This window comes from Sphingorhabdus pulchriflava (assembly GCF_003367235.1).
Lineage (GTDB): Bacteria > Pseudomonadota > Alphaproteobacteria > Sphingomonadales > Sphingomonadaceae > Sphingorhabdus_B > Sphingorhabdus_B pulchriflava.
This window is the reverse complement of sequence record NZ_QRGP01000001.1, coordinates 582917-598594: the sequence shown is the minus strand read 5'-3', so window position 1 is coordinate 598594 and position 15678 is coordinate 582917. Positions and strand designations below refer to the sequence as shown.

The 15678-nt window shown below is 60.8% G+C and carries 27 protein-coding genes and 1 tRNA gene; 11 read left to right on the top strand and 17 right to left on the bottom strand.

The window, feature by feature from the left end; genetic code table 11:
- Positions 1-2: 2 nt before the first annotated feature.
- The 14 genes from DXH95_RS03020 to DXH95_RS02965 form a co-directional block, all read right to left on the bottom strand.
- Complete coding sequence (locus tag DXH95_RS03020) at positions 3-449, bottom strand: GapR family DNA-binding domain-containing protein (protein WP_181883550.1); 447 nt, start codon at positions 447-449, stop codon at positions 3-5.
- Entirely contained in the window at positions 446-613 is a 168-nt protein-coding gene (locus DXH95_RS16060) for a hypothetical protein (protein ID WP_181883549.1), read from the bottom strand. Before DXH95_RS16060 ends, DXH95_RS03020 begins: the two co-directional genes overlap by 4 nt.
- Positions 610-1848 carry a CHC2 zinc finger domain-containing protein gene (locus DXH95_RS03015; protein WP_115547964.1) on the bottom strand — a complete coding sequence of 413 codons (1239 nt, stop codon included), beginning with the start codon at positions 1846-1848 and terminating at the stop codon, positions 610-612. The genes DXH95_RS16060 and DXH95_RS03015 overlap by 4 nt, the downstream gene beginning before the upstream one ends.
- Entirely contained in the window at positions 1845-2093 is a 249-nt protein-coding gene (locus DXH95_RS03010; RefSeq protein ID WP_115547963.1) for a hypothetical protein, read from the bottom strand. Before DXH95_RS03010 ends, DXH95_RS03015 begins: the two co-directional genes overlap by 4 nt.
- Positions 2093-2527, bottom strand: a complete 435-nt coding sequence (locus tag DXH95_RS03005; RefSeq protein ID WP_115547962.1) for a hypothetical protein — start codon at positions 2525-2527, stop codon at positions 2093-2095. Before DXH95_RS03005 ends, DXH95_RS03010 begins: the two co-directional genes overlap by 1 nt.
- Positions 2527-3765, bottom strand: coding sequence for a DNA polymerase III subunit beta (gene dnaN, locus DXH95_RS03000; RefSeq protein WP_115547961.1), 1239 nt, complete (start codon positions 3763-3765; stop codon positions 2527-2529). Before dnaN ends, DXH95_RS03005 begins: the two co-directional genes overlap by 1 nt.
- 5 nt (positions 3766-3770) lie before the next feature.
- Entirely contained in the window at positions 3771-4034 is a 264-nt protein-coding gene (locus tag DXH95_RS02995) for a hypothetical protein (RefSeq protein WP_115547960.1), read from the bottom strand.
- Positions 4021-4419, bottom strand: a complete 399-nt coding sequence (locus DXH95_RS02990) for a hypothetical protein (protein ID WP_115547959.1) — start codon at positions 4417-4419, stop codon at positions 4021-4023. The genes DXH95_RS02995 and DXH95_RS02990 overlap by 14 nt, the downstream gene beginning before the upstream one ends.
- A gap of 61 nt (positions 4420-4480) precedes the next feature.
- On the bottom strand, positions 4481-4849 hold the full coding sequence (locus DXH95_RS02985) for a hypothetical protein (RefSeq protein WP_115547958.1): 369 nt from the start codon (positions 4847-4849) through the stop codon (positions 4481-4483).
- The gene (locus tag DXH95_RS16285) at positions 4849-4971 is read right to left on the bottom strand and encodes a hypothetical protein (RefSeq protein ID WP_275401824.1); all 123 of its coding nucleotides are present in this window, start codon (positions 4969-4971) and stop codon (positions 4849-4851) included. Before DXH95_RS16285 ends, DXH95_RS02985 begins: the two co-directional genes overlap by 1 nt.
- Positions 4971-5288: an acyl carrier protein gene (locus DXH95_RS02980; RefSeq protein ID WP_115547957.1), complete on the bottom strand. Its 318-nt coding sequence runs from the start codon at positions 5286-5288 to the stop codon at positions 4971-4973. Before DXH95_RS02980 ends, DXH95_RS16285 begins: the two co-directional genes overlap by 1 nt.
- 178 nt (positions 5289-5466) lie before the next feature.
- Positions 5467-5757: a hypothetical protein gene (locus tag DXH95_RS02975; protein ID WP_115547956.1), complete on the bottom strand. Its 291-nt coding sequence runs from the start codon at positions 5755-5757 to the stop codon at positions 5467-5469.
- Positions 5758-5811: 54 nt separating this feature from the next.
- Positions 5812-6375: a nucleoside hydrolase gene (locus tag DXH95_RS02970; RefSeq protein WP_115547955.1), complete on the bottom strand. Its 564-nt coding sequence runs from the start codon at positions 6373-6375 to the stop codon at positions 5812-5814.
- Positions 6372-6788 carry a hypothetical protein gene (locus tag DXH95_RS02965; RefSeq protein ID WP_147291674.1) on the bottom strand — a complete coding sequence of 139 codons (417 nt, stop codon included), beginning with the start codon at positions 6786-6788 and terminating at the stop codon, positions 6372-6374. Before DXH95_RS02965 ends, DXH95_RS02970 begins: the two co-directional genes overlap by 4 nt.
- Positions 6789-6887: 99 nt before the next feature.
- Here DXH95_RS02965 and DXH95_RS02960 point away from each other — a divergent pair, with 99 nt between their 5' ends.
- Positions 6888-7646, top strand: coding sequence for a S24 family peptidase (locus DXH95_RS02960; RefSeq protein WP_181883548.1), 759 nt, complete (start codon positions 6888-6890; stop codon positions 7644-7646).
- Between the two features lie 9 nt (positions 7647-7655).
- Here DXH95_RS02960 and DXH95_RS02955 read toward each other — a convergent pair whose 3' ends face one another.
- Positions 7656-8069, bottom strand: a complete 414-nt coding sequence (locus tag DXH95_RS02955; protein ID WP_181883547.1) for a hypothetical protein — start codon at positions 8067-8069, stop codon at positions 7656-7658.
- A 44-nt stretch (positions 8070-8113) separates the two neighbouring features.
- On the opposite strand from DXH95_RS02955, the gene DXH95_RS02950 reads away from it, so the two are divergent.
- From DXH95_RS02950 to DXH95_RS02915, 10 genes are all read left to right on the top strand, one after another.
- Positions 8114-8425: a hypothetical protein gene (locus tag DXH95_RS02950; RefSeq protein WP_147291673.1), complete on the top strand. Its 312-nt coding sequence runs from the start codon at positions 8114-8116 to the stop codon at positions 8423-8425.
- A gap of 5 nt (positions 8426-8430) precedes the next feature.
- Positions 8431-8583, top strand: a complete 153-nt coding sequence (locus tag DXH95_RS16055; RefSeq protein WP_181883546.1) for a hypothetical protein — start codon at positions 8431-8433, stop codon at positions 8581-8583.
- A gap of 10 nt (positions 8584-8593) precedes the next feature.
- Positions 8594-9808, top strand: coding sequence for a hypothetical protein (locus DXH95_RS02945; protein ID WP_115547950.1), 1215 nt, complete (start codon positions 8594-8596; stop codon positions 9806-9808).
- A complete protein-coding gene (locus DXH95_RS16170) occupies positions 9805-10170 on the top strand; it encodes a hypothetical protein (RefSeq protein ID WP_220272235.1) in 366 nt (121 codons plus the stop codon). The genes DXH95_RS02945 and DXH95_RS16170 overlap by 4 nt, the downstream gene beginning before the upstream one ends.
- Entirely contained in the window at positions 10167-10862 is a 696-nt protein-coding gene (locus DXH95_RS02940; protein WP_220272234.1) for an MT-A70 family methyltransferase, read from the top strand. Before DXH95_RS16170 ends, DXH95_RS02940 begins: the two co-directional genes overlap by 4 nt.
- Positions 10859-11116 carry a hypothetical protein gene (locus DXH95_RS02935; RefSeq protein ID WP_115547948.1) on the top strand — a complete coding sequence of 86 codons (258 nt, stop codon included), beginning with the start codon at positions 10859-10861 and terminating at the stop codon, positions 11114-11116. Before DXH95_RS02940 ends, DXH95_RS02935 begins: the two co-directional genes overlap by 4 nt.
- Positions 11109-11417: a hypothetical protein gene (locus DXH95_RS02930; RefSeq protein ID WP_115547947.1), complete on the top strand. Its 309-nt coding sequence runs from the start codon at positions 11109-11111 to the stop codon at positions 11415-11417. Before DXH95_RS02935 ends, DXH95_RS02930 begins: the two co-directional genes overlap by 8 nt.
- Positions 11414-11671 (top strand): hypothetical protein, encoded by a 258-nt coding sequence (locus tag DXH95_RS02925; RefSeq protein WP_115547946.1) that lies wholly within the window; start codon positions 11414-11416, stop codon positions 11669-11671. Before DXH95_RS02930 ends, DXH95_RS02925 begins: the two co-directional genes overlap by 4 nt.
- On the top strand, positions 11664-12755 hold the full coding sequence (locus DXH95_RS02920) for a phage Gp37/Gp68 family protein (RefSeq protein ID WP_115547945.1): 1092 nt from the start codon (positions 11664-11666) through the stop codon (positions 12753-12755). The genes DXH95_RS02925 and DXH95_RS02920 overlap by 8 nt, the downstream gene beginning before the upstream one ends.
- Before the next feature lie 289 nt (positions 12756-13044).
- Entirely contained in the window at positions 13045-14664 is a 1620-nt protein-coding gene (locus tag DXH95_RS02915) for a recombinase family protein (protein WP_115547944.1), read from the top strand.
- Here DXH95_RS02915 and DXH95_RS02910 read toward each other — a convergent pair.
- Together DXH95_RS02910 and DXH95_RS02905 are read right to left on the bottom strand one after the other, a co-directional pair.
- Positions 14633-14706 (bottom strand) — tRNA-Gly (locus DXH95_RS02910). The genes DXH95_RS02915 and DXH95_RS02910 overlap by 32 nt on opposite strands.
- Before the next feature lie 109 nt (positions 14707-14815).
- Positions 14816-15670 carry a cytochrome c1 gene (locus DXH95_RS02905; protein WP_115547943.1) on the bottom strand — a complete coding sequence of 285 codons (855 nt, stop codon included), beginning with the start codon at positions 15668-15670 and terminating at the stop codon, positions 14816-14818.
- Positions 15671-15678: the final 8 nt, after the last annotated feature.

The window sequence follows — 15678 nt, the reverse complement described above, 5'->3', positions numbered from 1 at the left end:
ACTCATCCGTCACCCCGAAGCATCTGGTTGACGGCGGCATAGGCGAGCGCATTGCTCGCGGCCTTCACCTTGCGGGTGGGTGCGGCAGGCACCGTCTGATCATCCGGTGCAAATTTTTTCAGGAGCGCGCGATCGCGGGCATCGTTCATGATTTCATCGAAATCCATGCCCTTGCCGGCCACGGCATCGCGGTACAGATCAAACAACGCCTCGGCCTCTTCCATTTCGGTTTGACCGTGCTTTTCGCATCTCTCCATCCAGCGAACGACTTCCTCGATCTTGGTGGAATCAAAGCCTGCGGTGCGCGCCTCCTTCTTCACATCGGCCTTGTCGGCGTTCAAATCGCGCACCTGCTGGCGCAGATCCTTCACCCGCCGCACAAAGCCGATCAGCAGCTCTTTCGAATGGCCATGGCTGGGGTCGCGGCGACCGGATAGTTCGTCCTTCATGCCCGCCCCTTCCATCCGTTGGAAGGGATGCCCAGCGCCTTGCGCCTTTTGCCAACCGCACCGTCGGTTACCCCGCGCCCCACAATCCGCGATATCGCCCGGTTGCCCAGACGAGGCTGCCCCTGCAATATGGCATCGACATGCGCCTGCTGTGCCGGTGTCATGCCGCGACCCCTTTCGCCGTCATATCGTTAAAATCCATGCCGGTTGCGGCGCGCATCGCGCGCACCTGGTGCACGCCGGCGGTGCGCCAGCCCTTGACGATCAACTCGCCACAAATCCGCGCCCGTTCGGCCCCGGTGATCGCACGGCGCACGATCGGGCCACCCTTGATCTCAACCACCGGTTCGCCCGTAAAATCCCCAGTCCTTTGATCCAGCGGCCCCTTCAGCGGCGCCATGTCGGAATCGATCAAGCCGGTCACCAGTCCCCTATGCCCTTCGATCACAAAAGGCGGCGCTTCCGGATCAGGCTGAATATCGAACAGCGGCCAGATGCCCCCGCGCCATTTCTTCACCCTGCCTTGCAACGTGTCGAGGCTCAGCGTGGCGACACCCACCGCATCCTCCACCGCATCATGCAAAGCCATGCCAGACAGCACCGTCTCATTCCCCTCACCCACAAACAGCGGGGCCGACTTCCAATATTCACCCAAAAGGATGCAGCCACCCTTGCTGCCGCCAAACATCTTGCGCTTAGGAAACCACGGGTCCTGGTCAGGCTTCGCCCAGGGCATGCGCCGCCGCATCGGGCCGGTACCATCGGGCGACAAATAGGTGACGTGGCACCCGATCGGTACGAACTGCAGCATGCCGTCGACCAGCTCCGGCCTGCGGATCAGCGCGACCAGTGCCGGATTGTGCAAGCCGCTGCGCGGCGAGGCTCCCTCTTCCCACGCCATCAACGGGCATTCGGCCAGAAATCGGAATGGCAGCACCCGCGCGGCCGTCAAAACCGGAATCGGCACCCCCCGCCCGATAAAATAGCGCCGCGCGGCATCTTCATCAGGCAGCGCATGCTGCCACATCCAGCGCCCGGCATCGATGCTGTCGATCAGGTTGCGCGGCTTCCGTTGAAACGGATTGCGTTCGCGCGTGGTTTTGGACTCAGCTGCCAGTGGCTTTGCCCCGCCCAGATGCTCAACAGCGCCGGCAAAATCGAGGCCCTGATGCGCCATCACAAAGCCGATCACATCACCATGCCATTGGCAGCCATAGCAGGTCGCCGTCTGTTTCTTGATGTCCACTGCCAGGCTGGCGCTATTGGATCCGTGCAACGGGCACTTCCCCCGCGGCTTCTGCCCTTTGGACAGCGTAGTAACCTTACCGATCACTTCCTCGATCGGATTCATCCGCTTGATATCGTCGATGCGGGTGCGACTGTCGGGCTGCTGCGTCATTCCGCCGTCCCCAACAGCTTCGCCATTTTGCGGAATTGCTGCTCCGCAAGCGTCAGGTTCAGGCTGGGGCCCGCTGTCGTAAATTCCTCCGCCCGCCGCGCCAGTTCGCGCAGCTCGTGTGCCTTGCGATACACCGCCACCCGCGACGGCGCAGTCGGACCGATATCTGAAAACGCGCTATCAATCGCGCAAGCCAAAGATTCCTGCATTTGCCGCTCAGCAATCTCGCGAAAACCATCGCCCATCAGATCAACCTCCCCTGCTGGACAGGCGCGGCTTTGCGCGGGGGAGGAACCATCGGCGATGGCGCTCTTGCCACGGCTGCAACAGGCCTTGGCACCCGCGCCACAATTTCCGCACAGGCCGCATTCGTGTCTATCTGCCGGTCCAGGCTAAACCGCACTGCGTAAAGCGCCTTGGCATGATGCGCGGCCTCTGCCCGCCTTTCGGGCGATGGCGGTTTGTCGCCCAGACAGGCCTTTTCCACCACCGAATTGAACTGGTAATAACTGGCATGCACCAGCGCCCGCCAGCTGGTGAAATCCACCTCGCCGCGGATCATTCCGCCCGACAGCCAGCCATAGATATCCCACCAGCTGGCGGCGGCCGCACGATCCCCGCGGCGAAGCGCCCGTTGATACTCGGCCTCCACCGCTGCAAGGATATCCGCGTCGGTCATTACACCAGCACCGGCATCAAAACCTGAATCAGGCCGTCACCCGCCCCGCCATCGACCCATGGCTCAATACGTACCGGCCCCCTGGCATCGCCCGCGGCGAAGCGCAGGATCACTTCGTCGCTACCGATCGCGGATAGCGCATCCATCCAATATTTATGATTGAAACCCAGCACGGCGGTGTCGCCAATGCCATCCGCCGATGCGGGCACTTCCTCGGTCGCCGTGCCGGTTTCGGGACTCTTCACCTCCAGCACGATCTTTTCGGCAAAGATGCTGCATTTGACCGCGGACGACTCTTTCGAAGCCAGCACCCGCACCCGCCGGATCGCCGCCATCAGCGCCCGCCGCTCGACCCGCAACGACGCGGTCACCATCTCCTCCGACGGAATGACGCGCCGGTAATCAGGAAACTGCCCGTCGATTACCTTGCTGATGATCTCTGCATCGCCGATCAAAAACCGCAGCTTGTCCTTTGCGCATTCAACAACCACCGGATCGACCGATCCCTTGGCATCCGAATCCGCCTTGGCCTTCGCCGCCAGCAATTTGTCGATCAGCTTCACCGTTTTTTTGGGAACAATCACCTCGGCAAAGCTGGCCGCACCATCAGGCCCGTCGATCGCCTTCACTGAAAGCCTGTGCCCGTCGGTCGCCGCAAATTTCAGCGCCAGGTCGACAGGATGCATGAAAATGCCGTTCAGATAATAGCGCGTCTCCTCGTTGGAGATCGCAAATTCCACCCCCGCATGCGCATCGAGCAGCTGCGACGCCGATATTTCAAACGCCCCTTCGGGTGTGAAAATGGGAAAGCCGGGAAAATCCTCCAGCGGCAAGGTGCCAAGCGTCCAGCGCGCCCTGCCCGCAGTTACCGTCAACCGGTCATCCGCAAGGGTGAGCAACATCGTGCCTTCACTCTCCACCTCACCCGCAATCGCGCGCAGCGAGGATGCCTGCACCGCGCAGGAAAAGTTGCTCCACCCTTTGCGCTCGTCGACGTTTAGATCAGAAGCAATCACAATCGTTGCGTGAATATCCAGATCGGTGCCGGCCAGATTGATCATGCCATCGCGCGCCACCAGCATGACGTGCGACAGAATAGGCACCGTCACCCTCGCCTCGATCACCGCGTCCAGCTGATCCAGCGCCGCTTTCAGCACCGATGCCTGCACCCGCACCGCCATCGGGCGCGGATCTGCAACCGGTGGCGTGTCCTGTTCCTGAACCTTGGCCTTTGCCATAACGCTTAATCCCTTCCCTCTTTTTCCTCATTGGCTTCGGGCGGATCGATGAGGTGCATCCCCTGCCCGATCATCGCCAACCGCTCGTTCAGCCTGCGCAGCCACAATTTCACTTCCGTCGCCTCGATCAGGTGCGATGGTTCATCGCCGTCAGCGTCGGATTTGTCGGAGGCAACCAGCGCCTCAAAACCCGCCAGCACCGGCGTCAGCGCCAGCACCATGCCAAAGCGTTCGGCCTGTTGTTCGGCGGCGGTGTCAGGCATCATCATCAACCCGCAACATTTCGTCGCTGGCGTTGAATACAAAATGGGGTGGTTTGCCATTTTCGGGCCGGATAGCCTCGCAGCGTTCGACCGCAAATGCCGGAAACTGGAGCGAAAAAAGACCATCGGCGGTCTGCGAATTGATAGTCAGTGAATAGCCACCCGATTTGTTGCGCTTGACCGCAAAGTTTCCAGCTTCGTTGTCCACGGAAAGCTGCAGTTTCCCTGCATCGCTGCCCGTTCCAAACAACAATCGGACGCGATGCGCAGCCTGACTCAGGCTTATCTTGCGAGCCAGATCCCGGCCTATCTGCAGCCTGATATACTGCGCTGCGCCCCCCCCCCACTTTGGCCGAGCGCTGAACAACACGCGTGGAAAGTCGAACGCCATGCGCTGGCACTGCTTCAGCCTTCGGCTTGCCGACAAAATCGATTGTTTCAAACGCCATCGCTCAACCCTCCCTCTGCGCCAGCATCTGGTTCGCCACCCGCTCGATCGCGCGCAGTTCACCCCGCAAAAATTCGGTGCCTTCAGCCATCAGAGTAGGGCTGCCGATATCACCGGCGTTCAGCGCCCGACGGGCGGCGGCACCCATGCGCGCCAGCCTGCGTGCCGGCACTCGCATCGTCCGCTGAAACACGCCGCGCCGCACCACTTCGACAACCGTCAGCACGGCAATGCCATCGGCCTGCCAGCTGCCATAAATGTTCAACGGTTCATCGGTATCAAAGGCGGCAACCGGCGGTGTGCCCACATGCGCGACCTTGCCCGCGGCAAATGCGCGCGCACCATGGCGCGATGTTGCAATCTGCAAACACATCAATCCTCTCCTTTGTTGTCGGGAAATGTACGGTTGGCGATAAACAGGATGACCAAGGTGATAATCAGCAGCTCGGCGATGAAAACCACCGCGCCACCCGCCAGAAAGCTCAGCATGTCCATCACGCCACCTCTTTCTGTCGGCTTGAAAGGGCGGCACACGCCGTGGCGATCAAATCTCCGATGGTGCGCGCTTCGGCGAGCGCCCCGTCGCTGATTTCAACCTTCAGCTCATCCTCGATCGCCACTGCCAGCAATACCTGGTCAAGGCTGTCGAGCCGCAAATCTTCGGAAAGCCGCAATGCCATCGCATCCGCATCCAGAGGGCGCAGCGGACGGCGCACCCCGCATTCATCCACAAGCGCGCGCACCACGACGGCGCTGACAGCATGCACATCACCCTGCACAAAACGCGCGGTCAGAAAATTCAGCGCGCTCATGATTCGGCCCCTCGTTGCAGCCGATCAGCCACAGCGGCCACCATGTCGGCCTGCGCCAAATTTGGACCCGACCGATCCGGATAAGGTCCCCGATACGGCCTTGCCGGACCTGTCCTTAACCGCACTTCGCGATCTGCCCACGCAATGATCTGCGCGGCGGAAGCTAAAGCCCCCCCCCTCACAGCGCCGTTCCCTTCACAAAGGGCTTCTGCGTCCGCTGCGCGATATAATGCATCCCGCGTTCGGCGGGGATCTGGTGCAGCGTCACATAGCCACGCTCTGAAAGCACCTCGCGCATCCATTCGCCAAGCGCATGCGAACAAGCCTCTTTCAGATGCCGCCCGCGGCCATATTCGATCCGCGCATTCGGCTTTGCGAGTGCCACCCATTGGCGGATGCGTTCGATGCTGACCGGACGGAACTCGCCTGTCGCGGTCTCGTCGGTTTGGAATTTCGGGGGTGAAGACATTGGGGGACCTTGAATTCTAAAGTTGCTCTTTTTGGCTGATGCAGGTCCCGTGCCTCAGCTGCTGTCGGTGCGGCGGATGGGTATCAAGGCCGCGGCGGCCAGCGGCATTTCCAGCTGGCGGCTGACCAGCGTTCCCGCTGGCACATCATTCAGGTCGCCATATAGTGCGAGCAGCGCGTCGAGCGTTTCGACGACCTGACGGTTCAGTTCGTGCAGTTGCGGCGTGGTCAACCGGCCTTTAAGCGCAACACCCTGCGCCAGATGGCGTATCAGGTCGCCCGCCTCAGCGGCAAAGCGCGGAAGATGAACATCCAGCGCCTCAGCCTCGCCATCATCGGCGGACCGATCAAGAAACTCGCCACCCGATGCCCGTGCCAACGCGCGGGTAATATGCGGGTGTCCAGCCTTGCCAGCGCCCAGCGCCTCGACCATCAGCACCTTGTCGATCGAAATGAAATCGCCGGTGTTCGGGCTGGCATAATCCGACAGCCGCGATTGCGCACAGCCCAGTTCGGATGCACAGAAATCCTGACCGCCCGCCGCCTTGAACGCCTCCCGCGTCGCCAGCTTCAACGCCAGCTGTGACGGTGAAAGGTTGATGTCACGCGCCGTGCTCATGCCGCCACCCCTTGACCTGCCGAGCCCTGCCCTGCCGCTGACGAAGTTTGTGCCGCTGGCACGCCTTCGGCTCCACACACACCAGCGGCAGGGGGGCGACCCGGGGGCGTCGCGCTCCCCTGGGGGATCGGCGACGGGGTGGAATCAGCCGCGCCGATATTGCCTTGTGAATTATCGGGAGACGCCTCTGCCGCATCTGCAGCAAGTAACGCGTCATGTTGTTTCATGAACGCCACCAACCGATTCGCAGTCTTCAGCGTCACCGCCCGCCCGTCGCGCAGCGACTGGATAAAGGCCGGTTCATTCGCCGCTTCGCGCCCGAAACGCGTCGGCGCCATGTTGTGCCGGGCGATGAACGCTTCGATGCTCTCCAGTAACTGGCGATCGTTCGGGATGAAATTCAGGATGTCCATGGGGGCCGCTGGATATTCAGCTTTAGCAAACATGGCAAGCAGAAAATGTTAGCCATAGCGCACATGGCGAAAGCAGCGCGAATGTGCGATATAGCAAACATGGACGAAACTGCCGGAAATCCCGCGCTTTACGACGCACTGATGGCATTGAAGCCTGCCGACCTGACCGAAAATGGCTGGACGGTGAAAGCCGGCGTCAACCGATCTTTCTTTCAGGATCTGCGACGCGGCAAAACCCCGCGCACCGATACGCTGGAGCGAGTCGTCGGCGCAATCGGCCTGACCATGGCACAATTTCACGCGCTGCAGTCAGGCGCACAGCCCGTGCCGATGTCAGCATTCCAGACACCGCAAAGCGACTATCGCCCTGCCCCCGCCGATCTGTTTGCCTCTGTGCCCCGCGCACAGGGCGAAGTGCCCGACCTGCCCGTGCTCGGCACAGCAGAGGGCGCCGATGAGCCCGTCGACGGTAACGGCCACCCGCACATGATCGAATCGATGCTGCTTGCGGTGACCGACCAGATCGAACAGCGCATTCGCCCGGCAGCCCTCAAAAACCGCAAGGATGTGTACTGCCTGTACATCACCGGCCAGTCGATGGATCCGCGCTTTGAACCAGGTGAGCTGGTCTATGTCGATGCAAGGCGCCCTGCCGCGATCGGCGATTATGTGATCGTCCAGATGCGCGGGGAAGAGGATAATCAGGACAATGTCGTACGCGTGATGGTGAAACGCCTGGTCAAACGCGGACCCGACTATTTCGAATTTCAGCAGTTCAACCCGCCGCTGACCTTCCGCTATCCCAAAAACATGGTGATGCGCCTGCACCGCATCATGCGCACAGACGAACTAGGCTGAACCAGCCTGTCAGGCAGTCAGCTCTGCCCCGCAAAAGCGGCACTTCACCGCCGCCGTTTTCACTACCTCCGCACAGATCGGGCAGGCCCGCTCGTCATTCCTGCCTTCAGCGCGCAATGCCAACAACACGACAACAGGAAGCAGCGACACCACAAAGGCGACGATCGACGATCCCGGCACCGAAACCGCCCACAAAAAGCAGACGACTCCAAGCACGATAAAGCCACCAACCCACGCGCCGACATTGCGGTTCTTGGTCCCGGCGCGCGATCCGATCACAAAAGCCACCGCCAGCCACACGAAAAAATAGAACAGGTCGACCATCTGAAATCCCCCGCAAATCCTTGGCTTTGCATCATGCCGCGCCAGCATGTCGGCTGCAATGTCAGCTTCATCTAACATTTTCTGTTGACTGTCAGCCATAGCTAACATTATTCAGCCATCCTTCTTTGATGATGGAGGCTGATTTGACAGACACGATAACAAGTTTTGCCCTTGGCGATTTTGTCCAGGAACGCACAACCGGCTTTGTCGGCATGATCTTTGGCCGCACCGAATTTCTGCATGGGGAGGTTCGCTGTGGCATCCTCCCCATCGCCTCGGTCGCGCAGGAACATGGCGGGCACGGCGCCAACACCCACCGCGCCCTTGAATGGATAGACGAACGCGCGCTGCGCCCTGTGCCGCCCGTGCTGCAGCAAGCCATTGACAAGCGCCGCCGCGAACACCGCGAGGCGCGCTTTGCAGATACTTATCGTGCTGCGGCAACGGCGGAGTGATCACCATGCGCTCCACCACCCGCACCCGCACGAACGCACTGCGCCGGTCGATCAATCGCTTCCTCGAAAACGAAATCGCCTGCGCCTGCACCTGCCTCGCCATCGCCATTGTCGCGATCAGCATCGACCTGCTGAACGCGGCAGCACGGCTTTCGTGAGCAGCGCCTGATGCCTGCGCCACGCACCCCACGCTGGACCAAGCCTGAAATCGCAATCCTGCGGGAACATTATCCGCAGGGCGGCATGCGGCGCGTTGGTGAAATGCTGCCCAGTCGGACATGGCGCTCCATCTACATGAAGGCGAACAAACTGGGGCTTCGCTGCGAATTGCCGACAGACGCTCCCAAACCCAAGCTACAGGGTGACCAGCTGGAGGAAGCCATCCGCCTGCGCGAAGTAGAAGGCTGGTCCTTTGCCCGCATCGGCGCACACTTTGGTTTGGCAGAGGGCAGCGCCTGCAACGCAGTGATGATTGCCCTGTGCACCCGCAAGGGCTTTACCCCCGCCCAGCGCGACCCCCACGGGCGCCTGACAGCAGAGGGGATCGAACGCGTCCGACTTGCCCTGAAAAAAGGGTGGAAGGGCATCGATATCCAACTGCACCTTGGCATATCTGCCAGCTGCGTGGCCGAACAGCGCCGCCGTTACAACGCCGATCTGAAAGAACGCGCCAAGGCACCCCTGCCAGCCCCCGGTGGTGGCGTGATGTATTCAGGCGTCAAGGTCGCAAAATCCAAAAAGGCAGAGGTGGAGCAGCTCTATCTGCAGGGCCTCGGCACACAAAAGGTCAGCCAACGCACCAATGTCAGCCACACCACCTGCCTCCGCATCAGGACACGTTTGGTCAACAAATTGCGTCGCAAGGGTGAAGCCCTGCCCGGCTGCGATATCAACGGCGCGCGGCACATTCAGGCCGAAAGCAGCCGCTTCATTACAGACGTGCAAAAGGCTGTGCTGCGTCAACTGTTGCTAGATCGGGTGCCGGTGCGCCGTGCGGCTGCCATGGCCGCGATCGGCAGCAGCAGCGCCTATCGGCTCCGCGACGAACTGATCGAGGAATTGCGCCAAAAGGGTCAGGCTTTACCATCGCCCCGATTGCCCGGCAGGGTGCGAACAGGGCAGTATCAGCAGAATAACTGGCCACCCGTTTCGGCAAAATCGATCTACGCATTTCGCGCACTGCTCGCCGACGGGCTTTCCTTTGCCGATGCCAAGGCCCGCTGGCAGAATGAACGTCGCGCCGAACGACAGGCAGAGGCAGCCCGCCCGAAAACTTTTGAAGAGCAGCTGGCGGCCGTCGCCGCCGGCAAGGCCCAGATCACCACAGCATTTGCGCGTGCGCACCTAGAGCCGCGGCTCGCCGAAGAGAGACCGGTGGCATGAAGCTCGAACCCAATGAACATGGCGTCTGGCCAGATGAATTGGCCGAACATCTGACTTTGCCTCGCAACAAAAAGGGTTGGCGGGGTGGACCGATTGCCGAAATCGCCCTGCTTGAAACGCCGCATGGCTGGCTGTCGTCAGCTGACTACATGCTGATGAGCCAGGCTGGCGGATGCTATGGTCTGATGACCAGGCCAGACGGCAGCTTTTTTCCGGACAGGGAGAGCGCCTTTGCCGATGCCAAGGACTATCTGTACCGAAGCATTCAAGGTTACCCCGACAACGCAGACGCCAAGGCGATACGCAGCTGGCTCTACCGCGACTGTCGCGGGCGCGAGCAGCAGCAGGAGCTGGTGCTGTGACCCCTGCCCTGAGCCTGTCGAACGGGTTCCTCCCCCGCACCGACTATCAGCTGCTCCTCGCCGATCCGGCATGGGCATTCCGCACGCATAGCGGTCAGAACCGCACGCCGACGCAGAAGAAATTCGGCAAACCGGCTTCCGGCTCCGGTTCCTTTTCCGAGGCCGAGGCCGAGGCCGAGGCCGAGGATCACTATCCGACGATGGACGTCAAGGATATGATGGCCCTGCCCGTTGCCGAACACGCCGCGCCCAACGCGCTGCTAGCGATGTGGGTGGTCGGCAGCCACATCGATGTCGCCATCGAACTGGGCCGCGCATGGGGCTTCACCTACACCACCGATCTTTTCTACTGGGTAAAGCTGCGCCTGGTCGACGCGCTGCAGGTCGATATGTTCAGCGGCGACATCCCCGAACCGCGCATGTCGATGGGCTATCACAGCCGCAAACAGATTGAGCCCTGCCTGCTCTTCACCCGCGGCAAAGGCTTGCCCGTGCTCGATCACGGCGTGCGTCAGCTGATCATCGAATCGCCGCGCGAACACAGCCGCAAACCGGCGGAACAATATCGCCGCCTCGATCGGCTCTACGGCACCCACCTGCACCGCGCCGAACTTTTCGCCCGCACCAGCCAGCCCGGATGGGATGTCTGGGGCAACGAAACCGACAAGTTTGAAACGGAGGAACTGGCATGACGACAAAGCTTAAAGGGTCGCGGCTGCAGCAATTGAAATTGCTCGATGAAGCAGGTGCGGTTTCGAGGGAAACCGCAGTCGCAACCAGCATTGGTTACAACGCATTCCGCCCGGGCACCCTGTCGCGGATGATTGGCGAAGGCCTCGTGCACAACGGCTACCTGCCTTATCAGGGCGATAGCCGTAGACGCCTGAGTCACTACTGGCTTTCGGACAGCGGAATTGCCGTCCTGCAGGGCGCGCGCCATGACTGACGACAACCCACCCCCGCCCCGCCGACTGTCGAACAAGATTGGCCACCGCGATTTTCACCCCAGCTATGGCCGCGTCGGTCTGCGCTTTGACGGGCAGGAACGCACCGACGTGCGCTACTACAATATGGATGCCGGCACGCCGTCAAAGCATAGCAACGGCGGCATGATCGAAACCACCAGTGGCGAGATGCTGTTTGGCAATGTCGAGCCCTACTGGCGCTACGCCGAATCCCGCCAACAACGCCACGCCCGCGAACGGTGGGAGGCCAAGCACCAACCGAAAGCAGGAGGTACAGCATGAGCAAGGCCCGCACCCGCATAAACCCTTTTGATCGCGGCACGGCAGAGCATGTGCTGTTCGATCGCCACTGCCGTGCCGATCTGGCCGCGAAGGCAGCAGAGCGCTCTGCATTCCTGTACACTACAGAAGCCACGTCGCATCGTGACACCGCAAACCGCTACGCCGACGCCCTGCGTGCCCTTGGCCATGGCGACAAGGTGCCCGGGCAAGTTGCTCTGGTCGACCTTACAAAGTCAGGAACCAACAATGGCTGACCACACCAAAATCGAATGGACAGAGGCGACGTGGAACCCAATCACCGGCTGCAGCGTCTACAGCGCCGGTTGCACCAATTGCTATGCGATGAAGCTGGCAGGCACACGGCTGCGCCATCACCCCTCGCGCGCGGGCCTGACGATCGACACCAAGGCAGGGCCGGTCTGGAACGGTCAGGTGCGGTTTAACGAGGATTGGCTGACGCAGCCGTTGCAGTGGAAGCGCCCGCGCATGATCTTTGTCTGCGCCCATGCCGATCTGTTTCACGAAGCCGTGCCCGACGAATGGATTGACCGCATTTTCGCGGTGATGGCGCTCTGCCCGCAACACACTTTTCAGGTGCTAACCAAGCGCAGCGACCGGATGCGGGCGTATATGCATGGCTTCACTTGCGATGGCGCGCGTCGATTCAATGTTGCTGACGCCGCTGGTCGAATGATGGAAGATGGCGACGGCGCATGGTCAACTGTAGCTGCCAACACTGATTGGCCCCTCCCCAACGTCTGGCTGGGCGTCAGCGTGGAAAATCAGGCGACGGCGGATGAACGCATCCCCGATCTGCTCGCCACCCCCGCCGCCGTGCGCTGGCTATCCTGCGAACCGCTGCTCGGGCCTGTGGATTTTAATGAAGTTCCAGCAGAGAGAGGGCGCGCAAGTCGTCCGATTTTCGGCCCTCTTTCCGGCTATTGCCGCCGTCATTTTCCACGCTATGACTGTAAATGTTCAGATCAACGGCCAAAAATCGACTGGGTAGTGGTCGGCGGCGAAAGCGGCAACGATGCCCGCCCGATGCACCCCGACTGGGCCCGATCGCTGCGCGACCAGTGCGAAGCCGCAGGCACCCCGTTTTTCTTCAAGCAATGGGGCAACTGGGCACCCGGAGAAATTGCAGGCGAACATCTTGATCCTGAAAAAGCAGCAAAAGGCGCTTCGTTTTACAACGATCGTTGGCACGATTGCTGGTCCGAACCGGAAATGCACGTCGACGATGAGCCTGACGTTTACCGCGTCGGCAAAAAAGCCGCAGGCCGCCAGCTCGACGGCAAGCTGCACGATGGCATGCCAGAGGTGCACAATGTGTAACGCTTGCGGCTTTCTCTGCTGCGGTAGCGACCAGTTTGGAGGATGCGGCTGTGAAAGCTGCGGCCACGATGGATGCCTGCGCTTGTGCGACAACTGCGGCGAAAATGAATGCGACGGCTACTGCGAATCCGAAGATGAGCTTCCAGACCACGAATGGCAGCTGCCCAGCACATGAACACACCCGCCCGAATTGACCCTGCGCTGCTTGCATTGGTAAAGGCCATGGCCCGCGCCGCTGCAGCCGAGTCGGTTCGGGCTGACAAATCCGGCTCCATAGAAGGCCAGCCCCATGCGCACCCTGCTTTACGCCCGCTTCAGCAGCCACCTGCAAAACAGCAAATCCATCGCTGATCAGGTCGCGCTGCTCACCGCGCGCTGCGAACGCGAAGGCTGGCAGATTGTCGATATCTACACCGATCACGCGATCAGCGGCGCTGCCGGTATCGATGAAGGGCAGCGCCCGGGCCTTGCCGCGCTGCTCGATCGCCTGTCGCGCCGCGATATCGACCAGGTCTTTGCCGAAAGCACCGATCGCCTGGCACGCCATGAAGGCGACGCCTTCACCATCCGCGAACGCATCGCCTTTTTCGGCGCCCGCCTCTACACCGCCAACGATGGCGAGGTTGACGATATTAAGGGCACGATCAAGGGCCTGTTCGACAGCCGTTTCAGGAAGGAACTGGGCGCAAAGGTAAAGCGCGGGCAGCACGGCACCGTGTCCGATGGCCGTGCCCCGGCGGGCAAGGCCTATGGCTATGCTATCGCCAACCGCCTTACCCCCGATGGAAAGCTGCTGCGCGGGCTGCGCACAATCGACCCCGATCAAGCAGTCATCGTTCGCCGGATTTTTAGCGAGTACGCCGCCGGCATTTCCCCCCGCGCGATCGCCCACAGACTCAACAACCAGGGCATCACCGGCCCCAGCGGCGGGCACTGGCGATCCAGCACCATCGCAGGCGATCGCCAACGTCAGAACGGCATGCTGCAGAACGAACTCTACCGCGGCGTCCTCGTTTTCAACCGCACGTCGAAACTGCGCGATCCAGTCACCCGAAAGACGCTGATCAAACCCAACCCAGAAAGCCTGTGGCAGCGCCACGACGTGCCCGAACTGCGCATCATCAGTGATGATCTGTGGGCGGCCGTGCAGGCAAAGCGCCAACGCTATGCGACGCACACGCCGCAGGACGCGCGGCGACCAAAACGCCCGCTGTCCGGCCTCACCGTTTGCGGAACATGCGGCGGGGCATGGATCGTGCTTAACCGCAACTATACCGGCTGTGGCAGCCGCAAGGATGGCAGCACCTGCGACAACAGCGCCCGGGTGCGGATAGACAGGCTAGAGGCGCGGGTGCTCGGCGGGCTCGAGGAACAGCTGCTGCAACCCGAACTGGTTTCGGCCTTCGTTGCTGAATTTCATCGCGAGCGCGCGACACTGCTCAAAGCAGCTACCCGACAGCGCAGTGGAATGGAAAGCGAACTCAAAAAGGTGGAGACGCAGATCGCCCGCCTGGTCGAGGCAATCATGGATCCGGAACTGGATCTGGCCGAGGTGCGCGATCGCCTGACTGCCGCCAAGGCCCGCCAGCTCGAGCTGCGCCAGACGCTCAGCGCAATCGAGGATCCTCGCGTGGTGACGCTGCACCCGAATCTGGCAGAGGACTACAGGAAACGCTGGGCAAACCTGCGATCCGCCATGGCGACACAGGAAGGTCTCACAGAGATAGTTCCCCATCTCCGAGCGATGATCGACCGCATCACCATTTCCCCGCCGGCAGAACCAAAAGGCGAGGCACAGATCGAAATTGTTGGGAAACTCGCAGAAATCTTAGGCTTCGCCACCGGCAAGCCCATTCAGGACGAATGCACTATAGCGGTGGAGCGGGTAAGGGGAATCGAACCCCTCTAGCTAGCTTGGAAGGCTAGAGCATTACCACTATGCTATACCCGCCCACTCAGGCGGCGCTAATGCCATTGCGATACGCGCCGGTCAATAGATTTGCCAAAAATGAAACACCCCGCAGCGATCGCGCGCTGCGGGGTGTTTGGCTAATTTCAACTCAATGCTTTTTGTCGGCCCAGATGGTGCGGTACGACAGATAGCAGAGGCCGGTGAAGATGATCAGGAAGATCAACGCAGCCCAACCAGCGGTCTTGCGCGCTTCCATCTTCGGTTCGGCAGTCCAGGTCAGGAAAGCCGCAACGTCCTTGGCCATCTGATCCTTGGTCGCCTTTGTACCGTCGTCATAGGTGACCTGATCGTCACCGGTGATCGGCGCAGCCATCGCAAGGTTGAGGTTGGCGAAATAGGGGTTGAAGTGCAGCCCGGTGCCTGGACGTACTTCCTTGGGAACTGACTTGCCGTCTTCATTTTTATATGTGTTTGCATCGGCATAGCCCATCAGCAACGAATAGACATAAGCCGTGCCGTTGTGGCGCGCCTTGGTCATCAGCGAAAGATCTGGCGGAAGTGCATTATTGTTCGCAGCGCGCGCAGCGGTTTCATTCGCGAAAGGCGAAGGAATCTTGTCCGCAGGCAGACCCGGACGCGTGGCCGGCTCGCCGGTTTCAGGATTAATGGTCGGAACCTCGGTCTTCCAGCCCTTGGCAATCGCCTTCACTTCATCCTCGCTATAGCCAATTTCCTCAAAATTACGGAAAGCGACAAGTTTGAGGCTGTGGCAAGCGGCGCACACTTCGGCATAGACCTTCAGGCCGCGCTGCAACTGCGCCTTGTCATAGGCCCCAAACGGACCGTCATGGGCGAAGGACACCTTTTTGGGATGTTTGTGGAATTGCGATTCCACGGTGGGCGGAACAGGTTCGGTAACTGCAGTATATGCACCCGTAACGAGCGAGATCAGCAGCATTCCGCTGAAGAACAAGCCGACCAGACCAGCGATAAGACGGACCATGATGCTAT